General features: G+C 71.0%; 18 protein-coding genes and 1 tRNA gene. 5 read left to right on the top strand and 14 right to left on the bottom strand.

The features are described from left to right. Positions 1 to 3 precede the first annotated feature (3 nt). Positions 4 to 465: a winged helix-turn-helix transcriptional regulator gene (locus ACWCO8_RS28600; protein ID WP_362011571.1), complete on the bottom strand. Its 462-nt coding sequence runs from the start codon at positions 463 to 465 to the stop codon at positions 4 to 6. An 87-nt stretch (positions 466 to 552) separates the two neighbouring features. Between ACWCO8_RS28600 and ACWCO8_RS28595 the strand changes: the two genes are divergently transcribed. After that, entirely contained in the window at positions 553 to 1773 is a 1221-nt protein-coding gene (locus ACWCO8_RS28595; RefSeq protein WP_451034689.1) for an MFS transporter, read from the top strand. A 267-nt stretch (positions 1774 to 2040) separates the two neighbouring features. After that, positions 2041 to 3534 carry a glycoside hydrolase family 18 protein gene (locus tag ACWCO8_RS28590; protein ID WP_362011566.1) on the top strand — a complete coding sequence of 498 codons (1494 nt, stop codon included), beginning with the start codon at positions 2041 to 2043 and terminating at the stop codon, positions 3532 to 3534. A gap of 90 nt (positions 3535 to 3624) precedes the next feature. On the opposite strand, the gene ACWCO8_RS28585 is transcribed toward ACWCO8_RS28590, so the two are convergent. From ACWCO8_RS28585 to ACWCO8_RS28555, 7 genes are all read right to left on the bottom strand, one after another. Beyond that, complete coding sequence (locus ACWCO8_RS28585; protein ID WP_451034688.1) at positions 3625 to 4455, bottom strand: carbohydrate ABC transporter permease; 831 nt, start codon at positions 4453 to 4455, stop codon at positions 3625 to 3627. After that, positions 4455 to 5438, bottom strand: a complete 984-nt coding sequence (locus ACWCO8_RS28580) for a carbohydrate ABC transporter permease (RefSeq protein ID WP_451034687.1) — start codon at positions 5436 to 5438, stop codon at positions 4455 to 4457. The genes ACWCO8_RS28585 and ACWCO8_RS28580 overlap by 1 nt, the downstream gene beginning before the upstream one ends. 4 nt (positions 5439 to 5442) lie before the next feature. Beyond that, on the bottom strand, positions 5443 to 6726 hold the full coding sequence (locus ACWCO8_RS28575) for an ABC transporter substrate-binding protein (protein ID WP_451034815.1): 1284 nt from the start codon (positions 6724 to 6726) through the stop codon (positions 5443 to 5445). A gap of 150 nt (positions 6727 to 6876) precedes the next feature. Then, positions 6877 to 6949: transfer RNA gene (locus tag ACWCO8_RS28570), tRNA-His, on the bottom strand. Positions 6950 to 7092: 143 nt separating this feature from the next. Continuing rightward, positions 7093 to 7695, bottom strand: coding sequence for an oligoribonuclease (orn, locus tag ACWCO8_RS28565; RefSeq protein WP_362011557.1), 603 nt, complete (start codon positions 7693 to 7695; stop codon positions 7093 to 7095). Positions 7696 to 7844: 149 nt separating this feature from the next. Further along, a complete protein-coding gene (locus tag ACWCO8_RS28560; RefSeq protein WP_362011554.1) occupies positions 7845 to 9014 on the bottom strand; it encodes a helix-turn-helix domain-containing protein in 1170 nt (389 codons plus the stop codon). 397 nt (positions 9015 to 9411) lie between these two features. After that, complete coding sequence (locus ACWCO8_RS28555; RefSeq protein WP_451034686.1) at positions 9412 to 9771, bottom strand: hypothetical protein; 360 nt, start codon at positions 9769 to 9771, stop codon at positions 9412 to 9414. Between the two features lie 402 nt (positions 9772 to 10173). Between ACWCO8_RS28555 and ACWCO8_RS28550 the strand changes: the two genes are divergently transcribed. Both ACWCO8_RS28550 and ACWCO8_RS28545 read left to right on the top strand, forming a co-directional pair. Further along, complete coding sequence (locus tag ACWCO8_RS28550; protein ID WP_329120266.1) at positions 10174 to 10695, top strand: universal stress protein; 522 nt, start codon at positions 10174 to 10176, stop codon at positions 10693 to 10695. Positions 10696 to 10847: 152 nt separating this feature from the next. Then, a complete protein-coding gene (locus ACWCO8_RS28545) occupies positions 10848 to 11411 on the top strand; it encodes a GPR1/FUN34/YaaH family transporter (protein ID WP_451034685.1) in 564 nt (187 codons plus the stop codon). 209 nt (positions 11412 to 11620) lie between these two features. Here the strand turns inward: ACWCO8_RS28545 and glmS are convergent, their stop codons facing one another. Together glmS and ACWCO8_RS28535 are read right to left on the bottom strand one after the other, a co-directional pair. Further along, on the bottom strand, positions 11621 to 13438 hold the full coding sequence (glmS, locus tag ACWCO8_RS28540) for a glutamine--fructose-6-phosphate transaminase (isomerizing) (RefSeq protein ID WP_362011548.1): 1818 nt from the start codon (positions 13436 to 13438) through the stop codon (positions 11621 to 11623). A 54-nt stretch (positions 13439 to 13492) separates the two neighbouring features. Beyond that, positions 13493 to 13768, bottom strand: coding sequence for a hypothetical protein (locus ACWCO8_RS28535; RefSeq protein WP_361969256.1), 276 nt, complete (start codon positions 13766 to 13768; stop codon positions 13493 to 13495). 223 nt (positions 13769 to 13991) lie between these two features. Here ACWCO8_RS28535 and ACWCO8_RS28530 point away from each other — a divergent pair, with 223 nt between their 5' ends. Continuing rightward, positions 13992 to 15605 (top strand): beta-N-acetylhexosaminidase, encoded by a 1614-nt coding sequence (locus ACWCO8_RS28530; protein WP_451034684.1) that lies wholly within the window; start codon positions 13992 to 13994, stop codon positions 15603 to 15605. A gap of 63 nt (positions 15606 to 15668) precedes the next feature. Here ACWCO8_RS28530 and ACWCO8_RS28525 read toward each other — a convergent pair whose 3' ends face one another. The 4 genes from ACWCO8_RS28525 to ACWCO8_RS28510 are packed head-to-tail and all read right to left on the bottom strand — an operon-like array spanning position 15669 to position 20734. Next, a complete protein-coding gene (locus ACWCO8_RS28525) occupies positions 15669 to 17465 on the bottom strand; it encodes an IucA/IucC family protein (protein WP_451034683.1) in 1797 nt (598 codons plus the stop codon). Continuing rightward, a complete protein-coding gene (locus ACWCO8_RS28520) occupies positions 17462 to 18013 on the bottom strand; it encodes a GNAT family N-acetyltransferase (RefSeq protein WP_451034682.1) in 552 nt (183 codons plus the stop codon). The genes ACWCO8_RS28525 and ACWCO8_RS28520 overlap by 4 nt, the downstream gene beginning before the upstream one ends. Continuing rightward, positions 18010 to 19293 carry a lysine N(6)-hydroxylase/L-ornithine N(5)-oxygenase family protein gene (locus tag ACWCO8_RS28515; protein ID WP_451034681.1) on the bottom strand — a complete coding sequence of 428 codons (1284 nt, stop codon included), beginning with the start codon at positions 19291 to 19293 and terminating at the stop codon, positions 18010 to 18012. Before ACWCO8_RS28515 ends, ACWCO8_RS28520 begins: the two co-directional genes overlap by 4 nt. Beyond that, positions 19280 to 20734: a pyridoxal phosphate-dependent decarboxylase family protein gene (locus tag ACWCO8_RS28510; protein WP_451034680.1), complete on the bottom strand. Its 1455-nt coding sequence runs from the start codon at positions 20732 to 20734 to the stop codon at positions 19280 to 19282. Before ACWCO8_RS28510 ends, ACWCO8_RS28515 begins: the two co-directional genes overlap by 14 nt. Positions 20735 to 20764 lie beyond the last annotated feature (30 nt).

Raw genomic sequence — 20764 nt, 5'->3', positions numbered from 1 at the left:
CTGTTACGGCGTCGTCTTCAGCACGTGCGTGGTGTCCGTGCCGAGGGCGGCGCCGTCGGCGTCGGCGGGAACGAACTCCGGTACTGGCGTGCCGTGTTGGTCGACCAGGACGGAATGCTCCTCCCCGGGCGCGAAGGCGTGCCGCTCGCCCCACTGCCGCAGCGTCAGGATGACCGGGAAGAGCGCGCGGCCCGCGTCCGTGAGCACGTACTCCTGACGCCGGCCCGTCGGCGCGGTGCGCTGGGCGAGGACCCCGTGAGCGGTCAGCTTGCGGAGGCGGTCGGTGAGGATGTTGCGGGCGATTCCGGTCCGGCGCTGGAACTCGGTGAACGACCGCGCCCCGTCCATCGCGTCGCGCACGACGAGCAGGCTCCACCGGTCGCCGACGAGGTCGAGCGTGCGGGCGACGGGGCACTCGGGATCGGTCCAGTCGAGGTTCGGGGCGCTCATGGTGGTGCGTGTCATGACACCTCCCATTGGGTTGCGGATTGAAACCATCATGCCGTACCGTCAAAATGGTTGCAATCTGCTACCAATCTCGATGGGAGCGCTATGAACATGTGGCGGCGGTTACTGCTGGCGGTGATCTGCGGTGTCGCGGTGGCGAGCATCTACGCCGCGCAGCCGGTCCTCGAACCGATGGGCCGCGACCTCGGCGTCTCGGCGGAGCTCGCCGGGTGGATCGTCGCGACCAGCCAGTTCGGCTACCTCGCCGGTCTCCTGCTGCTCGTGCCGCTCGGCGACGTGGTCGACCGGCGCCGCCTCATCGCCGTCCACCTGGCGGTCACCGCCGTGGGCCTCGCCCTGACGGCCGTGGCGTCGGCCGCCTGGCTGGCGTTCGTGGGGCTCGCGACGGCCGGCCTGTTCGCGGTCGTCGTGCAGACCACGGTGGCGTACGCCGCCTCCGTCTCGCCGCTCGCCGAACGCGGCCGGAACATCGGCGTCGTCACCTCGGGCGTCGTGGTCGGCATCCTGGGCGCCCGGGTCGTCACCGGCGCGCTCGCCGAGCTGTGGGGCTGGCGGAGCGTGTACGCCGTCCTCGCGGCGCTCTCCCTCGCCCTCGCGGCCCTCGTCCTCGTCGCCCTGCCGTCGGAGGAGCGCGTCCAGCCGCCGGTGGCGTACCGGCAGGTCGTCGCCTCGCTCGGCGGACTGTTCACGGAGCGCGTCGTCCTGACGCGCGGGCTCATCGCGTTCTTCCTGTTCGCCTCGTTCGGCACCCTGTGGAGCGGGCTCTCGCTGCCGCTCGCGGACGCGCCGTGGGAGCTGAGCGAGAGCCAGATCGGCCTGTTCGGCATCGCCGGACTCGCCGGCGCGCTCGGCGCGGCCCGCGCGGGCCGCTGGGCGGACGCGGGCCGGGCGGTCCCGGTCACCGGGTTCGCGTTCGCCCTGCTCCTCGTCTCCTGGGCGGCGATCGCCCAGCTGCCGTGGTCGCTGTGGCTGCTCATCGTCGGGATCGTGGTGCTCGACTTCGCGGTCCAGGCCGTCCACGTGAGCAACCAGCACCTGCTCACCGCCACGCATCCGGACCGCGTCAGCAGCGTCATCGGCGGCTACATGGTCTTCTACTCGCTCGGCTCCGCCCTCGGCGCGGCCGCGACCACCGCGCTCTTCACCTCGTACGGCTGGACGGGCTCCAGCCTCCTCGGGGCCGGGTTCGCGTTCTGCGGCCTCGTCGTCTGGGCGGCGAGCAGGGGAGTGGCCCGCGAGGCGGCGCACGTCCCGACGGGCGTGGAGGAGGTACGGGAGGAGGCTCACCGAGCCAAGGCTCTCTGAGCGCCTCCCGCGCCCCCAGGGCGTCGCGCAGTGGGCTCCGGCCCGGTTCCCGGTGTTCCTCCCCCGTCACCGGGAGTCGGACCCGAGCCCACTGCGCGACGCCCTCCGTCGTGACGCGGAACCTTTCCTGGCCCCGATGGCTTCCTTAAGCGGACCCTAAGAATCCCAACCCCCGTCCACTCATGGGTATTTGTCCGATTCCCTGTCGCTAGCGTGCTGCCGCACCCGAGTTCCACCCCACCCCCGGCACACAGAGGCAGGCACGCGATGAGCACCACCACTTCGCACCGGCGCAGGACGAGCGGCAGGACGAAGGTCATCGGCGCGGTCGTCACGGCGGCGGTGATCGGCGGCGCGGCCTTCGCCCTCACCGGCACCGCGCAGGCCGCCGCCGTGGGCGCCGCGTACACCCGCACCAGCTCCTGGACCGGCGGCTACACCGGCCAGTACGTCGTCACCAACGAGACCTCCAGCGTCCAGTCGGGGGGCTGGACGCTGGAGTTCGACCTGCCCGCGGGGACGACGATCGGCTCGCTCTGGAACGGCGAGCACACCGTCTCCGGCCGGCACGTCACGGTGAAGCCCGCGAGCTGGAACAAGGTCCTCGCCCCCGGCCAGTCCGTCACCGTCGGCTTCGTGACCTCGGCGGCGGGCCAGGCGGGCGACCCCGCCAACTGCCTCATCAACAAGGCCTCCTGCTCCGTCGGCGGCGCGACCCCGACCCCGAGCGGCCGCCCGACCACGCCGCCCACCGCCACCGCGAGCCCCTCCGCCCCGGCGACCCCCACCGCGAAGCCGTCGACCAGCACCCCGCCGGCCCCGACGACCACCGCTCCCACCCCCACCCCGACGGGGACTCCGGCGGCAGGGGCCGCGAAGTTCGCGCCGTACGTCGACACCTCCCTCTACCCGGCGTACGACCTGCTCGCGACCGCCGACGCCACCGGGGTCAAGGAGTTCAACCTCGCCTTCATCACCTCCGGCGGCTCCTGCGCCCCGCTCTGGGGCGGCGTGACCGACCTGGCCAACGACAAGGTGGCCGCCCAGATCGGCGCCCTGCGGGCCAAGGGCGGCGACGTCCGGGTCTCCTTCGGCGGCGCCGCCGGTCACGAACTGGCCCTGAACTGCGCGAACTCCGCCGACCTCGCGGCCGCCTACGGCAAGGTCGTCGACCGGTACAAGCTCACCAAGGTCGACTTCGACATCGAGGGCGCCGCCCTGCCGGACACCGCCGCCAACACCCGGCGCTCCCAGGCGATCGCCCAGCTCCAGAAGTCCCACCCCGGCCTGAACGTCTCCTTCACCCTGCCGGTCATGCCCGAGGGCCTGACCCAGCCGGGCGTGGACCTGCTCGCCGACGCCAAGCGCAACGGCGTCCGCGTCGACGCCGTCAACATCATGGCGATGGACTACGGACCGGCCTACAGCGCCGACATGGGCACGTACGCCATCCAGGCCGCCACCGCCACCCAGGCCCAGATCAAGGGCGTCCTCGGCCTCTCCGACGCCGCCGCCTGGAAGGCCGTCGCCGTGACCCCGATGATCGGCGTCAACGACGTGACGACCGAGATCTTCAAGGTCGACGACGCCACCCAGCTGGTCGACTTCGCGAAGTCCAAGGGCATCGGCTGGCTCTCGATGTGGTCCTCGACCCGCGACAAGCAGTGCGCGGCCGGTGCCGTCAACCACGCGGACGCCACCTGCTCCTCGATCCTCCAGCAGCCCCTGGCCTTCACCAAGGCCTTCGCCGCCTACAAGTAGCGAGCCCAGGACCCCCCTGTCCCCCCACCCACGCGCGCCCCGGCCGGAGCCCTACCCTCCGGCCGGGGCGCGCCCCTTGAGAACCCCGGCTCACCCCTTCACCGCGCCCCGCATGATCCCGCCGACGATCTGCCGCCCGAACACGACGAACACCACCAGCAGCGGCAGCGTCCCGAGCAGCGCCCCCGCCATGATCACCGACTGGTCCGGGATGTAGCCCCGCCCGAGCCCCGCGAGCGCCACCTGTACCGTGGGGCTGCCGTTCTGGGTCAGCGCGATCACCGGCCAGAAGAAGTCGTTCCACGCCATCACGAACGACAGCATCCCCAGCACCGCCATCGCCGGCCGCGCGGCCGGGAAGACCACGTGCCAGACGATCCGCGGCGTGCCCGCCCCGTCCGTCCTGGCCGCCTCGATCAGCTCCGTGGGCAGCGCCCGGCTCAGATGCTGGCGCATGAAGAAGACCCCGAAGGCGGAGACGAGCGCGGGCAGCACGACGGACTGCAACCGGTCGGTCCACGACACCTCGGCGATCAGCATGAACAGCGGTACGACGGCCAGCTGCGGTGGCACCATCATCGTGCCGATCACCACGAGCAGCAGCCCGTTCCTGAACCGGAACCGCAGCTTGGCGAAGGCGAAGCCGGCCAGCGTCGAGAAGAGCACCGTGCCCGCCGCCACCGCCCCCGCGACGACCGTGGTGTTGAGCAGCGCCACCCCCAGATTGGCGTCCGTCCAGGCCGTGGAGAGGTTCGCCGGCAGGTTCCCGCCGAACCAGAGCGGCGGCGGGGTCCTGGCGAGGCGCGTGGTGTCCCGCGAGGCCGCGACCGCCGTCCACAGCAAGGGGAAGAGAGACCCGGCGGTGAAGAGGACGAGCAGGGCGTACACCGGCCACCCGGCCGCCCGCGACGCGGCACGCATCAGGACTCCTCCCGCCCGGCGAACCACGGCCGCAGCAGCCGCGCCACCGCGCCGATCAGCAGCAGGATCAGGAACATGGCCCAGGCGATCGCCGACGCCCGCCCCAGATGGTGGTTCACCCACCCCTGCTCGTACAGATAGAGACCCAGCGTCTGGTACTGGTGGTCCGCCCCGCCCGTGGCCCCGGCGCCCCCGTTGAAGAGCAGCGGCTCCCCGAAGAGCTGCGTCGCGCCGATCGTCGAGACCACGACCGTGAAGAGGATCGTCGGCCGCAGCCCCGGCACCGTCACATGGACGAACTGCCGCCACCGCGAGGCCCCGTCGAGCTCCGCCGCCTCGTACAGCTCGCGCGGGATCGACTGCATCGCCGCCAGATAGATCAGCGCGTTGTAGCCCGTCCAGCGCCAGATCACGATCGTCGACACCGCGACCTGCGAGGCCCACGTCCCGTTCTGCCAGTCCACCGGGCCGAACCCGACCGCGCCGAGCACCCAGTTGACCAGCCCGTGGTCCCGCCCGAAGAGCAGCGCGAAGACCAGCGTGGCCGCGGCCACCGACGTCGCGTACGGAGTCAGGGCCGCGACCCGGAAGAACGTACGGCCGCGCAGCCGGGAGTTGAGCAGATGCGCGAGGCCGAGCGCGATCAGCAGCTGCGGAACGGTCGACAGGACACCGATCGTGACTGTGTTCCCCAGCGCGTTCCAGAAGAAGTCGTCGCTCAGGAGCCGGGTGAAGTTCCGCGCCCCCACCCACTCCATCCGGTCCGGCGCGGTCAGCTCGACCCGGTGCAGCGAGGCCCAGCCGGTGTAGAGGAGCGGGAAGAGCCCGAAGGCGGCGAAGAGGACGAAGAACGGGGCGACCAGCGCGTACGGCCCGTAGCGCAGGTCCCGGCGATGCCGCCGGGCGCGCGGGGTCGCCTCCTTCGTCCGGCGCGCGGGCGCTTCCAGCGGGGGTACGGCGACGTCCACCTCGGCCTCGGTCATCGGGTCACCGGTCCAGGGCGTTGTCGATCGTCTTCACCGCCGCGTCCCACCCGGCCCGCGGCGGCCGCCCCTTCTGGTCGACCTGGAGCATCCCGATGTCGGCCAGGTTCTGCGCGATGACCGCGTCCTTCGGACCGGTGACCGCGACCGGCACGCCCCGGGCGGCCGTCGCGAAGATCGCGCCGACGGGCGCGCCGCCGAAGTAGGCGTGCCGGGCCCCGGAGACGGCGGGCAGGGCGAGGGCGGCCGAGGAGCTGGGGAAGCTGCCCCGCCGCGCGAAGAGCGTCGCCTGCTGGGCGGGCGCGGTCAGCCAGGCCACCAGCTTCGCCGCCTCGGCCCGGTGCTTCCCGGCCGACGGTACGACGAGGAAGGAGCCGCCCCAGTTGCCGGGCCGGGGCGCCGCCGCCACGTCCCACGCGCCCCGGCCCGCGGGCCCGGCCTTGTCCTGGATGTAGCCGAGCATCCAGGCCGGGCAGGAGACCGTGGCGAACCGGCCGTTGGCGTACGCCTGGTCCCAGGCGGGCGTGAACTGCTGGAGCCTGGCCGTCAGGCCCCCGGTGGCGAAGGCGGCGGCCAGGTCCCAGGCGCGCTTCACGGCCGGGTTGTCCTTGTAGACGACCTCGCCGCTGGTGTCGTAGAAGCGGCGGGGGCTGCTTCCGGTGATCGCGGCCATCACCCCGGAGGCGGAGTCGACGAACGCGACCCCGGCGGGCGCGGCGGCCTTGAACCGCCGGCCGACGTCCAGGTACTTCTGCCAGTCCCCGGCCCAGAGCCGCCCGACGGCGGCCCGGTCGGTGGGAAGCCCGGCCTTGGCGAAGAGGTCCTTGCGGTAACAGACGGCCTGCGGCCCGATGTCCGTGCCCAGGGCGACCGTTCGGCCGTTCCGGTCGGTGCCCTGCGCCCATTTCCAGGGCAGGAAGGCGCTCTTGTCGACGCCGCTCGCCCGGCCGAGGTCTTCGAGCCGGTGCCCCTGGGTGGTGGTGACCTCGGCGATGTTGTTCACCTCGACGGCCTGCACGTCGGCGAGGCCGGAGTCGGAGACGAGGTGGGTGAGGAGCTGCGGGTAGTAGTTCTCGTTCCGCTCGATCGAGGTCTGCCGGACGACGATCCCGGGGTGGAGCCGCGTGTACGTGTCGTAGAGCCCGGCCTCCTTCAGGCCGAAGGCGCCGAACACCCCGACGGTGAGCGTGGTCCGCCCGGGCTGTTCGGCGGGGCCCGCGGCGCACCCGGTCGGCAGCGTGCCGGCGAGCACGGCGGCGACGGCGAGGGCGGTACGACTCCTCCGCATGACGGCCTTCCGGTGCCGGGGCGTGGTGACCGTCGTCACGTTAGGCGGCGCCCCCGCCCCGCACCTCGGGGGCGCCGCGCGCGCTCACCCGAAGGGCCCCGGAAAACGACCGAGGCCCCGGTTCTTTCGAACCGGGGCCTCGACCTTCAGGGTGAGTGACGGGACTCGAACCCGCGGCATCCTGGACCACAACCAGGTGCTCTACCAGCTGAGCTACACCCACCATGACCGGCGGTTTCCCGAAGGTTTCCCCGACCGGCCGAGAAGAAGTCTACAGGGTCCGGGAGGGTGCTCGCGCCCGCATTCGACCCGGGGGCGTCAGAGGGGCGTCAGGGGCGCGAGCAGGGCGTCCCAGGGGGGTGTGGGCTACTCCGGGGGCAGGACGTGGCGGGCCGCGATCTGCTTCGCCGTGTCCGAGTCGGGCCCGGGCTGCGGGACGAAGATCGCCTCGCGGTAGTAGCGCAGCTCGGCGATGGACTCGCGGATGTCGGCGAGCGCGCGGTGGTTGCCGCTCTTCTCCGGGCTGTTGAAGTACGCCCTCGGGTACCAGCGGCGGGCCAGCTCCTTGACCGAGGAGACATCGACGATCCGGTAGTGCAGGTGGCTCTCCAGGGCCGGCATGTCCCGCGAGAGGAAGCCCCGGTCGGTGGAGACCGAGTTCCCGCACAGCGGCGCCTTGCCGGGCTCCTTGACGTGCTCGCGCACGTAGGCGAGCACCTGCGCCTCGGCGTCGGCGAGGGTCGTGCCCTCGGCCAGGGCGTCGAGGAGGCCGGAGGAGGTGTGCATCTGGCGCACGATCTCGGGCATGGTCTCCAGCGCCGCTTCCGGCGGCCGGATGACGATGTCCACGCCGTCGCCGAGCACGTTCAGTTCCGAGTCGGTGACCAGCGCGGCCACCTCGATGAGTGCGTCGTCCGTCAACGAGAGCCCGGTCATCTCGCAGTCGATCCACACCATGCGATCGTTCATGCGTCCTACCTTAGGGGGTTGCCCCGGCTTCGGACCCGGACGCCGACGGACGATGCGCGTGTACGCCGGCGGGCGCCCGGGAGAGGTTCTCCCCGGGCGCCCGCCGGTTTTCTCGGTGCGCGGCTTGTGGCACGCGGTCTGGTCGGCCCCTAGGGGGCGCTGCGCTGGCCCGGAAGGGCCGGTCGCCCGGAGGCGTACGCGTCGGAGTGCGGCTTCCCCGGGTCCAGCGGCCCGCCGGGCCGCCGGCCCACCGGCATGCCGCCCTGCGACGGCACCAGCGGGTCGAGGACCGTCACGGGCTCGGCCTGCGGGCGCCGAGCCCGGTAGGCCGCGCGGTACGCGGCCGGCGAGGAGCCGAGCTGGCGGCGGAAGTGCCCGCGCAGCGCGACCGGCGACCGGAAGCCGCAGCGTCCCGCGACCTCGTCGACCGAGTAGTCGGAGGTCTCGAGCAGCCGCTGCGCCTGGAGCACCCGCTGGGTGATCAGCCACTGGAGCGGGGCGGACCCCGTCAGTGAGCGGAAGCGCCGGTCGAACGTACGCCGTGACATGTACGCACGGGCCGCGAGCGTCTCCACGTCGAACTGCTCGTGGAGGTGCTCCAGGGCCCAGGCGACGACCTCGGCGAGCGGGTCGGCGCCGATCTCCTCGGGCAGGGACCTGTCGAGGTAGCGCTCCTGACCGCCGCTGCGCCGCGGCGGGACGACCAGTCGGCGCGCGAGCGCGCCGGCGGCCTCCGCGCCGTGGTCGGTCCGCACGATGTGCAGACACAGGTCGATGCCGGCCGCGGTGCCGGCCGAGGTCAGCACGTCCCCGTCGTCGACGAAGAGCTCCCGCGGGTCCACATGGACCGACGGATAGCGCTTGGCGAGCGTCGGCGCGTACATCCAGTGTGTGGTGGCCGGGCGGCCGTCGAGCAGCCCGGCGGCGGCGAGCACGAACGCGCCGGTGCACAGACCGACGATCCGCGCGCCTTCTTCGTGTGCCCGGCGCAGCGCTTCGAGTGCCTCCGGCGGTGGCGGCGAGGTGATCGACCGCCAGGCCGGTACGACGACGGTTCCGGCGCGACTGATCGCGTCCAGGCCGTACGGCGCGGTCAGTTCGAGGCCCCCTGTGGTCCGCAGCGGGCCTTCCTCACCGGCGCACACGAGCAGCCGGTAACGCGGTACTCCGGCGTCCTGCCGGTCGATTCCGAACACGGAGAGCGGGATGGAGCTCTCGAAGATGGGGCCGCCACTGAACAGCAGCACCGCGACTACTTCGCGGCGGCGGCGCCCGGACAGCTTCCGTGCGGCCTCCGTAACGGCGGAGTCCTGGCTCATGACGCTAAGCCCCCCTCGGTGTTCGCGTCTCCCTGGTCCTGTCGCTCCTGCACGATTCCCCTCGGTTTTGCACGAGACCCCAGTCTTCGATACCCATGATCGAATCTACTGTGTTCCGTAGTGCCGACGTGCCACGTTCTCCATCCAGCACATTGTCGACAAGGCAACTTGGCGCGAAGCATTCGATCACGAAGCGTTCCACTCGTGGGCCGCGCAGGGAAGTGCGCGTGGCTCGCATGGCCCGTCCCCGTAGGGTGCGAAGGCCCGGCGCACGCCTTTCCGGCCTGGTGGCACGGGGGTTGAGGGGTCATTCCGCCAAGGACGCGCCGACATCTGGAACTTGGCTGAAAACATATGGGTGTGGGCGTGCGAATACGTCAGCTTGGCGAGGGACGCGTCACCCGTGACGGTGGTTTCGGCCGCCGTGCGAGCGACGTGCGCGGGGTGCCGCCGTCTCGGCCCGCAGGCCCCGCTCCGAGCGGCGCAGCAGCACCCGGCAGACCGCCGTCACGGCCGCGAGCCCGAGCGCCGTTCCGGCGGCCCCGCCCAGCGAGGTGCCGTAGACCACGAGGACGACCGGGACGAGGACGCAGCAGAAGACCGCCCACCGGACGACATCGCCCGCCGACTCCGTGGGGGCCGCGGACGCGGCGGGCGCGGGGCGGCCGGCGGGTCGGTCGGCGGGTCGGTCGGCGGGGACGCGGTCGAGGGGAAGGTCGTCGGGGCGGGCGGTGGCGGCGGCCGTTGGTGCGGGCACGGGCGGGGCTCCCTGCGACGGTGACTGGACCTGTGGGAACGACAAGCGGAACGTTCCGGTCACTCTCGCGGGCCTCCGTTCGGCCCCCCGGACGGACCCCGTAGGGACCACTGGCGGGACCTCGGAGGGGCACGGAACGGACAGCTGTAGGGGACAGGCGGCATTGCCATAACGGGACGGGCTCGTGCATGCTCCCTGGAACGCCGTGCGAGCGCTGTGTGCGGGCCCTGGACGGCTCTGGGCAGGAGAGGAGTGTCGCCGTACCCTTGGGGGTATGGGCTTGGGAAGATGATTCCCGGACACAGCTCCGCCGCCAACCGTTGCTCCGTACGACGCAGACGTATACGTATACGACGTTCTCCCGTTTCCCTTCCCACGAGGATCTTCTTCGCCGAGACACCGATGGCCGGTCACGAATTCCCCGAACCCGCGGACCGCAAGCGCGTCGCCGATTCCACGGTCGACCCCCTCGCGGTCGAACAGCCACGCCACTCCTGCGATCCCGCCTTCCGCCATGGAGTGGTCGTCGGTTTCGACGGCTCGACCTCCAGTGAGCGAGCCCTCGCCTACGCCATCGGCATGGCCAAACGATCCGGCTCCGGCCTGATCATCGTGCATGTCGCCAACCGGCTCCCCACCACCGTCTGGGCGGGCTGCGAGCCGCCGGTCTTCGTCGACGTCCCCGACCACCGCACCGAGGTGCTCGGTCTGGAGCTCGCCTGCGCGGACTACCTGGCCGAGGTGCCCTGGATCCTCGTCGAGCGAGGCGGCGACATCTGCCACGAGCTGGAGGAGGTCGGCCGGGAGTACTCCGCCGACGCGATCGTGGTCGGCTCGACGCACGGGATCGTCGGCCGGATCTTCGGCTCGGTGGCCGGCCGGCTCGCCAAGCGCGCGCAGCGGCCCGTGATCGTCATCCCCTGACGCGCCTCACTTCCTCGACGCTTCGTCAACTCCCTTCGTACGGCGATAATTTCTGGCCACGAAAGGTGATTTGTGTGCTTGTGAAGGGTACTTAAATGTCACCGGATCAAGCAGCTCACGCAGCACAACTGCCCACTTGAAGGGAGCCCGCCGTGGACAAGGACGTCGCCGCGGGAAACACGACCTCCACTCTCGGCCACCTCGCGCTCGGACTGACCCTGCTGGCCTTCGGCATCGGCAGCACCGGCGTCATCGACAACGTCGCGGCGTCGGACGCCGCATCCCTCGCCACCTGGGTCGGCGGGGTGGCGCTCTTCCTCGTCGGCCTGCTCGCCCTGCGTGCCGGCAACGGCGGTGAGGGCACGGCCTATTCGGCGCTCGGCGCGTTCTGGTTCACCTGGGGGACCGGAGTCGGCGACGGCGGCTCGGCCGAGGCCAGCGGTCTCTTCCTGCTGCTGTGGGCGCTCCTGGCGCTCACGCTGACCATGGCGGCCGCGGGCAGCGGTCTGTTCGGACAGGGTGTCTACGGGCTGCTGTTCGTCGCGCTGCTGCTGCTCGGCATCGGCGCACTCGCCGACAACGGCGGTCTGGCGAAGGCGGGCGGCTGGGTCGCCGCGCTGGCGGGCCTGGCGGCCTGGTACGGCGCGACGGCGGCGGTGGCCCACTGGCCGACCTCGCTGAGCCGCTCGGGCCGCAGCGCGGCCACGGCGAGCTGACGGCAAGAAGACAGGCGCCACGAAACAAGCGGTCCCCGCGCACGAGGTGCGCGGGGACCGCTCTGTGTGTCCGGCCGGGCGTCCGCCCTTCCGGGGACAGGTCCGGAAGGTGGGCGGACGGGCTTTCCCGGCCGTGGTCGAGAGCTCCGGGTGACAGGCCCGGACATCCCCCAAGCTCTCGGCTTCGCTCGAGCAGGGGGGACCCCCAGCTACTCGACCGTGACGGACTTGGCCAGGTTGCGCGGCTTGTCGATGTCGCGGCCCATGGCGAGCGCCGTGTGGTAGGCGAGGAGCTGGAGCGGGATGCCCATCAGGATCGGGTCCAGCTCGTCCTCGTTCTTCGGGACGACGATGGTGTGGTCGGCCTTGGCCTGCTCCTGGTGCGCGACCGCGAGGATGCGGCCGCTGCGGGCCTTGATCTCCTCCAGGGCGGCGCGGTTCTTCTCCAGCAGGTCGTCGTCGGGGACGATCGCGACCGTCGGCAGAGCCGGCTCGATCAGCGCGAGCGGGCCGTGCTTCAGCTCGGAGGCCGGGTACGCCTCGGCGTGGATGTACGAGATCTCCTTGAGCTTCAGGGAGGCCTCGAGGGCGACGGGGTAGCCCCGCACGCGGCCGATGAACATCATCGACTGGGCGCCCGCGTACTCCGCGGCGATCTTCTTGATCTCTTCCTCGGTCTCGAGGATCTCGCTGATCTGGCCGGGCAGCTTGCGCAGGCCCTCGATGATCCGCTTGCCGTCGGTGACCGACAGGTCGCGGATGCGGCCGAGGTGCAGGGCGATCAGCGCGAAGGCGGTCACCGTGTTGGTGAAGCACTTCGTGGAGACGACGCAGACCTCGGGGCCCGCGTGCACGTACACGCCGCCGTCGGCCTCGCGGGCGATGGCGGAGCCGACCACGTTGACGACGCCGATGACGCGGGCGCCCTTGCGCTTCAGCTCCTGCACGGCGGCGAGCACGTCGTACGTCTCACCGGACTGGGAGACGGCGATGTACAGGGTGTCGGGGTCCACGACCGGGTTGCGGTAGCGGAACTCCGAGGCCGGCTCGGCGTCGGCGGGGATGCGGGCCATGGACTCGATGAGCCCGGCGCCGATGAGGCCGGCGTGGTACGAGGTGCCGCAGCCGAGGATCTTGATCCGGCGGATCGAGCGGGCCTCGCGGGCGTCCAGGTTCAGGCCGCCCAGGTGGACGGTGGAGAACCGGTCGTCGATCCGGCCGCGCAGCACGCGGTCGACCGCGTCGGGCTGCTCGGAGATCTCCTTGTGCATGTACGTGTCGTGGCCGCCCATGTCGTAGGAGGCGGCCTCCCACTCCACGGTCTCCGGGGTGGCCGTCGTGGTGGCGCCCGAGGTCGTGTACGTACGGAAGTCGTCGGCCTTGAGGGTGGCCATCTCGCCGTCGTCGAGGGTGACGACCTGGCGGGTGTGGGCGATCAGGGCGGCGACGTCGGAGGCGACGAACATCTCCTTCTCGCCGATGCCGAGGACGACCGGGGAGCCGTTGCGGGCCACCACGATGCGGTCGTTGAAGTCGGCGTGCATGACGGCGATGCCGTAGGTGCCCTCGATGACCTTGAGCGCCTCGCGGACCTTCTCCTCCAGGGTGGTGGCCTGGGAGCGGGCGATGAGGTGGGTGATGACCTCGGTGTCGGTCTCGGACGCGAAGACGACGCCGTCGGCCTCCAGCTTGGCGCGGAGCTCCTGGGCGTTGTCGACGATGCCGTTGTGGACGACCGCGACCTTGTTCTCGGGGTCCATGTGCGGGTGCGAGTTGATGTCGCTCGGCGCGCCGTGGGTGGCCCAGCGGGTGTGGGCGATGCCGGTGGTGCCGGTGAAGCGCTTGGGGACACGGGCCTCCAGGTCACGGACCCGGCCCTTGGCCTTGACCATCTTCAGGCCGGTGGCCTTCGGGCTGGTGATGACGATGCCGGCGGAGTCGTACCCCCGGTACTCCAGCCGCTGCAGGCCTTCCAGCAGCAGCGGGGCGACGTCGCGCTTTCCGATGTAACCGACGATTCCGCACATATAGGTGTCAACCCTCCAAGTTGGTGTGTGTGCCCGGCCGTGACCCGGTCGGCGTCACCCGTAGACGATGCGGCGCAGCTGCCGGAGCGAGAGCTCCGGTGGCGCCACCGCGCGGTGCGGCAGCTCGGCCGCAATGCGCTCGAAGATCTCGGCGTTCACCGCGCCACCGGACTGCAGCTCGCGGTGGCGGCGGCGGACGAAGTCCTCGGTCGACTCGTCGAAGTACGCCAGCACGTCGAGCACCACCCGGGCGGCCTCCCCGCGCTGGAGCGCGGTGCTGCGCACCAGGTGGTCGATGAGGTCGTCATGCGACGGGCGGCGATCGAGCACCCGAGAATACTGAGGGGTCACCCCCATTCTTCGCAAGAATCCTGCCCGAATTCGGGCAGACTCCTTCATGATCACCGCTCTGAGGGCGAAATTGGTCTACACCTTGACCGCTGAAGTGGTGCACGGTACGCATGGTGACTGTTCGGATACGCATATCCACAGCCGTAAAGCCCGACGAAGTTGATCGACGTTCATTGACGTTCATCGAAAGGGACCCAAGTCTGTGAGACAGCGCAGAACGCTTCCCCGCCTCCTCGGCGCCGCACTGCTCCTCGCGGCGGCCGGCATCTCCTGCGTCGGAGCCGCCCCCGTCTCCCACTCCGCCGCCGACTCCACGACCCGCCCGCTCGGCCAGGTCGTCCCCGTCCCGGCCTCCGTGGCCCCGGCCGGACAGCCGTACACGCTCACCTCCGCCACCCGCATCCGGATCGACGAGGACTCCCGCGACTCCCGCGCCGTCGCCGACTACCTCGCCGGCATCCTGCGCCCGTCCACCGGCCTCTCCCTGCGCGTCGTCGACGAGCACGACGCGAGCGGCGGCATCCGGCTCCGCCTCAGCGGTGCGGAGACGTCCCTCGGCGACGAGGGCTACCGGCTGCAGTCGGGACGGGACGGCGTCACCCTCACGGCCCACCGGCCCACCGGCCTCTTCCGCGGCGTCCAGACCCTGCGCCAGCAGCTCCCGGCGGCCGTCGAGAAGAAGACCAGGCAGCCCGGCCCCTGGAAGGTCGCCGGCGGCACCATCACCGACACCCCGCGCTACGCCTACCGCGGCGCGATGCTCGACGTCTCCCGGCACTTCTTCACCGTCGAGCAGGTCAAGCGGTACATCGACCAGCTCGCCCTCTACAAGATCAACAAGCTGCACCTGCACCTCTCCGACGACCAGGGCTGGCGCATCGCCATCGACTCCTGGCCCCGGCTCGCCACCTACGGCGGCTCCACCCAGGTCGGCGGCGGCCCCGGCGGCTACTACACCAAGGCCGACTACAAGGAGATCGTCCGCTACGCCGCCTCCCGCCACCAGGAGGTCGTCCCCGAGATCGACCTGCCGGGCCACACCAACGCGGCCCTCGCCTCCTACGCCGAGCTGAACTGCGACGGCGTCGCCCCGCCGCTCTACACCGGCACCGCCGTCGGCTTCAGCTCCCTGTGCGTGCCGAAGGAGATCACGTACGACTTCGTGGACGACGTCATCCGCGAGCTCGCCGCGCTCACCCCCGGCACGTACCTCCACATCGGCGGCGACGAGGCGCACTCCACGACCCACGCGGACTACGTGGCCTTCATGGAGCGGGTCCAGCCGATCGTCGCGAAGTACGGCAAGACCGTCGTCGGCTGGCACCAGCTCACCGGCGCCGTGCCCGCCCAGGGCGCTCTCGCCCAGTACTGGGGCCTCGACCGGACCAGCGCGGCGGAGAAGGAGCAGGTCGCGGCGGCCGCGCGGAACGGCACCGGGCTGATCCTCTCGCCCGCCGACCGGGTCTACCTCGACATGAAGTACACCAAGGACACCAAGCTGGGCCTCGCCTGGGCCGGCTACGTCGAGGTCCAGCGCTCCTACGACTGGAACCCGGCCGCCTACCTCCCCGGCGCGCCCGCCGAGGCCGTCAAGGGCGTCGAGGCACCGCTGTGGACGGAGACCCTCTCCGAGAACGCGCACATCGACCAGATGGCCTTCCCGCGCCTGCCGGGCGTCGCCGAACTGGGCTGGTCCCCGGCGGCCACGCACGACTGGGAGACGTACAAGACGCGACTGGCCGCGCAGGGGCCGCGGTTCGAGGCCCTCGGGATCGACTACTACCGGTCGCCTCAGGTTCCGTGGCCGGCTGAGTAGACAGAAGCGCGGGCCGGGTGGAGGACCGTACTCCACCCGGCCCGCGCCGGTCCGAAAGGTGAGCTAGCGCGTGAACCGCGCGATCGGGTTCACCAGGTCGCCGACCAGCTGAAGGGCCGCCGACGGGTCCGCCAGGTCCACCATCTGCTTGTTGTTACGCAGCTGGAGGCGGTTGAGGGCGGAGAGCGCGAAGGTCTCCGCGAACAGGTCGTACCGCTCGAACTTCTCCGCCAGCTCCGGCTTCGACTCCTGGTACGCGCGCACGCACTCCGCGACCGTCCGCCAGAACGCGTCCTCGTCGAGCGTGCCCTCCGCCGCGAGCGTCGCCGCGAAGAAGCGGAAGAAGCAGTCGAAGACGTCCGTGAAGATCGACAGCAGCTTCATGTCCTCGGGGACGTCCGCCCGGATCCGCTCCACGGCAGGCGGCAGCACCGCCGTCGGGTCCATCACGCAGATCTCCTCGGCGATGTCCTTGAACACCGCCCGGATCACCGCGCCCTGCTCGTCGAGGACCAGGATCACGTTCTCGCCGTGCGGCATGTAGACCAGGTCGTACACGTAGAAGCTGTGCAGCAGCGGCAGCAGGTACGCGTCCAGGTAGCCGCGCAGCCACGCCGTCGGCTCCAGGCCCGAGTCCGCGATCAGGGCGCCCGCGAAGGACGCGCCCGCGTGGTCGACGTGGAGCAGCGAGGCCATCGTCGCGAGCCGCTCGCCCGGTGCCAGGGAGGCCACCGGCGACTCGCGCCAGAGCGCGGCGAGCATCTTGCGGTACGGGGAGTACCGGTCCGTCGCCGCCTCGTACTCCAGGTGCCGGTAGCCGACCGCCGCCCGCTCGCGGATGATCGAGAACCGAGCTTCCTTGAAGACGGCGTCGGCGTCGATCAGCCCGGCCAGCCAGTCGTTGATCGCCGGGGTCGCCTCCATGTACGCGGCCGAGAGCCCGCGCATGAAGCCCATGTTGAGGACCGAGATCGCCGTCTTGACGTAGTGCTTGGCCGGATCCGCCGTGTTGAAGAACGTACGGATCGACTGCTGCGCGAGGTAGGCGTCGTCGCCCTCGCCCAGGTACACCAGGCGCTGCTGGGCGACCTCGGCGGCGAAGGTGACGGCGAGCTTGTTCCACCACTGCCAGGGGTGGACCGGCATCAGCAGATAGTCGGCCAGGTCCAGGCCCCGCTCGGCGAGGGTCGCGGCGAAGCCGTCGACCGCCGCGTCGCCCAGCTCGGCGCGCACGAAGGCCTCGTACTCGACGTCCGCGCAGCCCGTGAAGGTGGTGCGGTCGCGGCGCGCGGCCAGCCAGATCAGATGGATCGGGGCCGCGGCCTCGGGGGCGTACGCGTGGTACTCGTCGACGCCGAAGCCGAGCCGGCCGTTGTTGGCGACGAAACAGGGGTGACCCTCGGTCATCCCGGTCTCGATCGCCTGGAAGTCCGCGCGCGCCAGCTCGGCGGCGGTGACCGGCGGCTTCGTGGCCTTGTACGCCGTACCGGACAGGGTGGAGGAGATCTCCTCCAGGTAGACCGGCAGGACCTCGTCGCTCAGGCCCAGCGAGCCGCGCAGCTCGGTGATGAACAGCAGGGCGTCGAGCGGGAGATGCTCCTCGCCGCGGTGGCGCGTGATCGACTCGGCGTGGACCTGCCAGTGGTCGAGGGCGTACCGGTCGGCGGCGAAGCGGTACTCGACGGTGCCGTCGTCGCTGCGCACCCGGTAGCGGTTCCCGCCCAGCTCCTGCGGGTTGAGCAGCCGCTCGTGGGCGAACTCGGCGAGGCCCTTGCGGATCAGCGCCCGGTTGGCGTCGGCCCAGCGGGCCGGGGTGAGGTGCGCGACGGGGTCGGCGACGGGGGACGGGCGGCGGCTCATACGGTGGCTCCCACGGCGGCCTCGAACTGCGCACGGGTGCAGAAGGACAGCAGGGCCTTCTTCTCCGGCTTCTGGATCTCGCGCTCGGCCACGAAGCCGACGGCCTCGTTGAGCGCGTGGACGGCCTTGTTGGCCACGTCCGGCTCGACGACGACCCGCTCGGTCGCCGGGTCGGCGAACAGCTCCCGCATGACGGCGGTGATCACCCGGCGGGTGAAGCCGTGGACAGGGGTGTCGGTGGGCGCGACGAGGAAGTGCATGCCGACGTCGCCGGGCTGGGGCTCGTACAGGCCGACCAGCTCCAGCTGGGACGGGTCGTACCGCTCCATGAGGATCGCGGGCACCTCGTCCACCAGGCCGATGAAGGCCTCGTGGTACGGGTTCGCGGCGAACGCCATGTACTCGCGCTCGACGTCCTGGAGCGCGGCGTCCTGCATCATCCAGAACGCGGCCTTGGGGTGCGTGACCCAGCCGTGGATCAGCTCGGCGTCCGCGAGCGGGTCGAGGGGGCGGAAGCGGACGGTGTCGGTGGTGATGTCGGCGGTCACGCGGCGAACTCCTGGAACGCGATGGTCTTCTCGACGGGGTAGTACTCGCGGCCCAGCATCGCTCCGATGATGTACGCGTTGCGGTACGCACCCATGCCCAGGTCGGGCGAGGTGATGGAGTGGGTGTGGACGCTCGCGTTCTGCACGAACACGCGACGCCCTGTGGTGTCGACCGAGTAGTTCCGGGCGACGTCGAAGCGGCCCTGGGAGTCCCAGCGGAGCTGGTCGCGGACCGGCTCCAGGAACGCGGGGACGGAGTACTTGTAGCCGGTCGCGAGGATCAGGCCCTCGGTGTCGAGCGTGAAGTCCGTGCCCTGCTCCTCCTGGTGGAAGCCGAGCGTGTACGTGGAGTTGGTGTCGTCGTACGCGGCGGAGTGCAGGGCCGAGTTGGTGAGCAGCCGGGTGGGGACCGGGCCGGCCAGGTTCTTCTGGTAGAGCAGGTCGAAGATGGCGTCGATCAGCTCGCCGTCGATGCCCTTGAACAGGTTCTTCTGCTGGTTCTCGAGCCGGTAGCGGGTCTGCTCGGGCAGCGCGTGGAAGTAGTCCACGTACTCCGGCGAGGTCATCTCCAGCGTCAGCTTGGTGTACTCCAGCGGGAAGAAGCGCGGAGAGCGGGTCACCCAGTTCAGCCGGTAGCCGTGGACGTCGATCTCGGAGAGGAGGTCGTAGTAGATCTCCGCCGCGCTCTGGCCGCTGCCGACCAGGGTGATCGACCGCTTCTTCTGGAGCGCCTCCTTGTTCGGGAGGTAGCGGGAGTTGTGGATCAGGTCGCCGCCGAGGCCCTGGCAGGAGTCGGGGACGTGCGGCGGGGTGCCGGTGCCGAGCACGATCCGGCGGGCACGGAAGGTCTCCCCGGCCTCCGTGGTCACCACGTACTCCTCGCCGGCCTCGTCGTAGGTGACGGCGGCGACGGTGGTCGAGAAGCGGATGGAGCTCAGCTGGTCGGCGGCCCAGCGGCAGTAGTCGTTGTACTCGACGCGCAGCGGGTAGAAGTTCTCGCGGATGTAGAAGGAGTAGAGCCGGCCCTTCGCCTTCAGGTAGTTCAGGAAGGAGTACGGGGAGGTCGGGTCGGCCATCGTGACCAGGTCCGACATGAACGGCGTCTGGAGGTGCGAGCCCTCCAGGAACATCCCGGAGTGCCACTCGAAGTCCGGCTTGGACTCCAGGAACAGGCCGTTCAGCTCGTCGATCGGCTCGGTCAGGCAGGCGAGACCGAGGTTGAACGGACCGAGCCCGATGCCGATGAAGTCGTACGTGCTGGTCGTATCAGGCGTGGACAAGGGTCTCTCCCAGGTACTGCTCGGCGTGGCCGGCTATCAGATCGAGGACGGCGGCGATGTCGGCCACGGTCGTCTCGGGGTTGAGCAAGGTGAACTTGAGGTACTGGCGGCCGTCGACCTTCGTCCCGGCGACGACGGCCTCGCCGGAGGCGAAGAGCGCCTTGCGGGCGTAGAGGTTGGCGCGGTCGATGTCGGCGGGGGAGGTGACGGCCTCCGGGATGTAGCGGTAGACGAGCGTGGACAGCTGCGGCTGCACGACCACGTCGTAGCGCGGGTCGGCGGCGAGCAGGTCGAAACCCTCCCTGGCCAGGTCGCAGACCTCGTCGAAGAGCTCTCCGACACCGTCGGCGCCCATCACGCGCAGCGTCATCCACAGCTTCAGCGCGTCGAAGCGGCGGGTGGTCTGGAGGGACTTGTCGACCTGGTTCGGGATCTGCTCGGCGACCGTACGGCGGGGGTTGAGGTAGTCCGCGTGGTAGGTGGCGTGGCGCAGGGTCGCCCCGTCCCGGACCAGGAGCGCGGAGGAGCTCACCGGCTGGAAGAAGGACTTGTGGAAGTCGACGGTGACGGAGTCGGCCCGCTCGATGCCGTCCAGGAGGTGGCGGCGGGTGGGCGAGGCGAGCAGTCCGCAGCCGTAGGCGGCGTCGACGTGCATCCAGGCGCCGTACTCCTCGGCCAGGGCGGCGATCTCGTGCAGCGGGTCGATGGAGCCGAAGTCGGTGGTGCCGGCGGTGGCCACGATCGCCATCGGCGTCAGGCCCTCGGCACGGCAGGCCTCCAGCTCGGCGGCGAGGACGACGGACTGCATGCGCCGGGTCCGGTCGACCGGGATGGAGATGACGGCGTCGGGGCCGAGACCGAGGAGGCCGGCGGACTTCTGGACGCTGAAGTGGCTGCAGTCGGAGGTGAAGACGCGGAGCTTGGACAGGTCGGTCGTCTTCGCCTCCTCGCGGGCCAGGAGCAGGGCCTGGAGGTTGGACTGCGAACCGCCGCTGGTGAAGACGCCGTCGGCGGAGGAGACGTCGGAGGAGCGGCCGTAGCCGATGCGGCCGGTGGTCCAGTCGATGAGCTTGCGCTCGATGAGGGTGCCGCCGGCGCTCTGGTCCCAGGTGTCGAGCGAGGAGTTGACCGCCGAGAGGACGGCCTCGCCGAGGACGGCGGGGATCACGACCGGGCAGTTGAGGTGGCCCAGGTAGCGGGGGTGGTGGAAGTAGACGGCGTCGCGGAGGTAGACGCTCTCCAGCTCGTCGAGGGCGGCGGAGGAGTCGCCGAGCGGCTTGTCGAGGTCGACGGCGTCGACGGTGGGGGCCAGCGCGGCGGGCGTGACACCGGTGAACGGGCGGCGCGTCGTGGCGAGTTTCCTCGCCACCCGCTCGACTCCTTCGGTGACGGAGCGCCGGTAGCTCTCCGCCGTGGCGTCGTTGAGCAGGTGCGAGCGCATGGGGATGGTCCTCCGGGGACGGGAGAGGTG

Source organism: Streptomyces sp. NPDC001927 (assembly GCF_053594455.1).
This window is presented reverse-complemented; position numbering and strand designations above follow the sequence as displayed.

What these genes read in the sequence shown, in the direction of transcription:
- ACWCO8_RS28585 (WP_451034688.1), bottom strand. Translation starts at nt 4,455, where the DNA reads ATGCGTGCCGCGTCGCGGGCGGCCGGGTGGCCGGTGTACGCCCTGCTC.
- glmS (WP_362011548.1), bottom strand. Translation starts at nt 13,438, where the DNA reads ATGTGCGGAATCGTCGGTTACATCGGAAAGCGCGACGTCGCCCCGCTG.
- ACWCO8_RS28525 (WP_451034683.1), bottom strand. Translation starts at nt 17,465, where the DNA reads ATGAGCCGCCGCCCGTCCCCCGTCGCCGACCCCGTCGCGCACCTCACC.
- ACWCO8_RS28560 (WP_362011554.1), bottom strand. Translation starts at nt 9,014, where the DNA reads ATGAGCCAGGACTCCGCCGTTACGGAGGCCGCACGGAAGCTGTCCGGG.
- ACWCO8_RS28595 (WP_451034689.1), top strand. Translation starts at nt 553, where the DNA reads ATGAACATGTGGCGGCGGTTACTGCTGGCGGTGATCTGCGGTGTCGCG.
- ACWCO8_RS28600 (WP_362011571.1), bottom strand. Translation starts at nt 465, where the DNA reads ATGACACGCACCACCATGAGCGCCCCGAACCTCGACTGGACCGATCCC.
- ACWCO8_RS28510 (WP_451034680.1), bottom strand. Translation starts at nt 20,734, where the DNA reads ATGCGCTCGCACCTGCTCAACGACGCCACGGCGGAGAGCTACCGGCGC.
- ACWCO8_RS28575 (WP_451034815.1), bottom strand. Translation starts at nt 6,726, where the DNA reads ATGCGGAGGAGTCGTACCGCCCTCGCCGTCGCCGCCGTGCTCGCCGGC.
- ACWCO8_RS28550 (WP_329120266.1), top strand. Translation starts at nt 10,174, where the DNA reads ATGGCCGGTCACGAATTCCCCGAACCCGCGGACCGCAAGCGCGTCGCC.
- ACWCO8_RS28590 (WP_362011566.1), top strand. Translation starts at nt 2,041, where the DNA reads ATGAGCACCACCACTTCGCACCGGCGCAGGACGAGCGGCAGGACGAAG.
- ACWCO8_RS28580 (WP_451034687.1), bottom strand. Translation starts at nt 5,438, where the DNA reads ATGACCGAGGCCGAGGTGGACGTCGCCGTACCCCCGCTGGAAGCGCCC.
- orn (WP_362011557.1), bottom strand. Translation starts at nt 7,695, where the DNA reads ATGAACGATCGCATGGTGTGGATCGACTGCGAGATGACCGGGCTCTCG.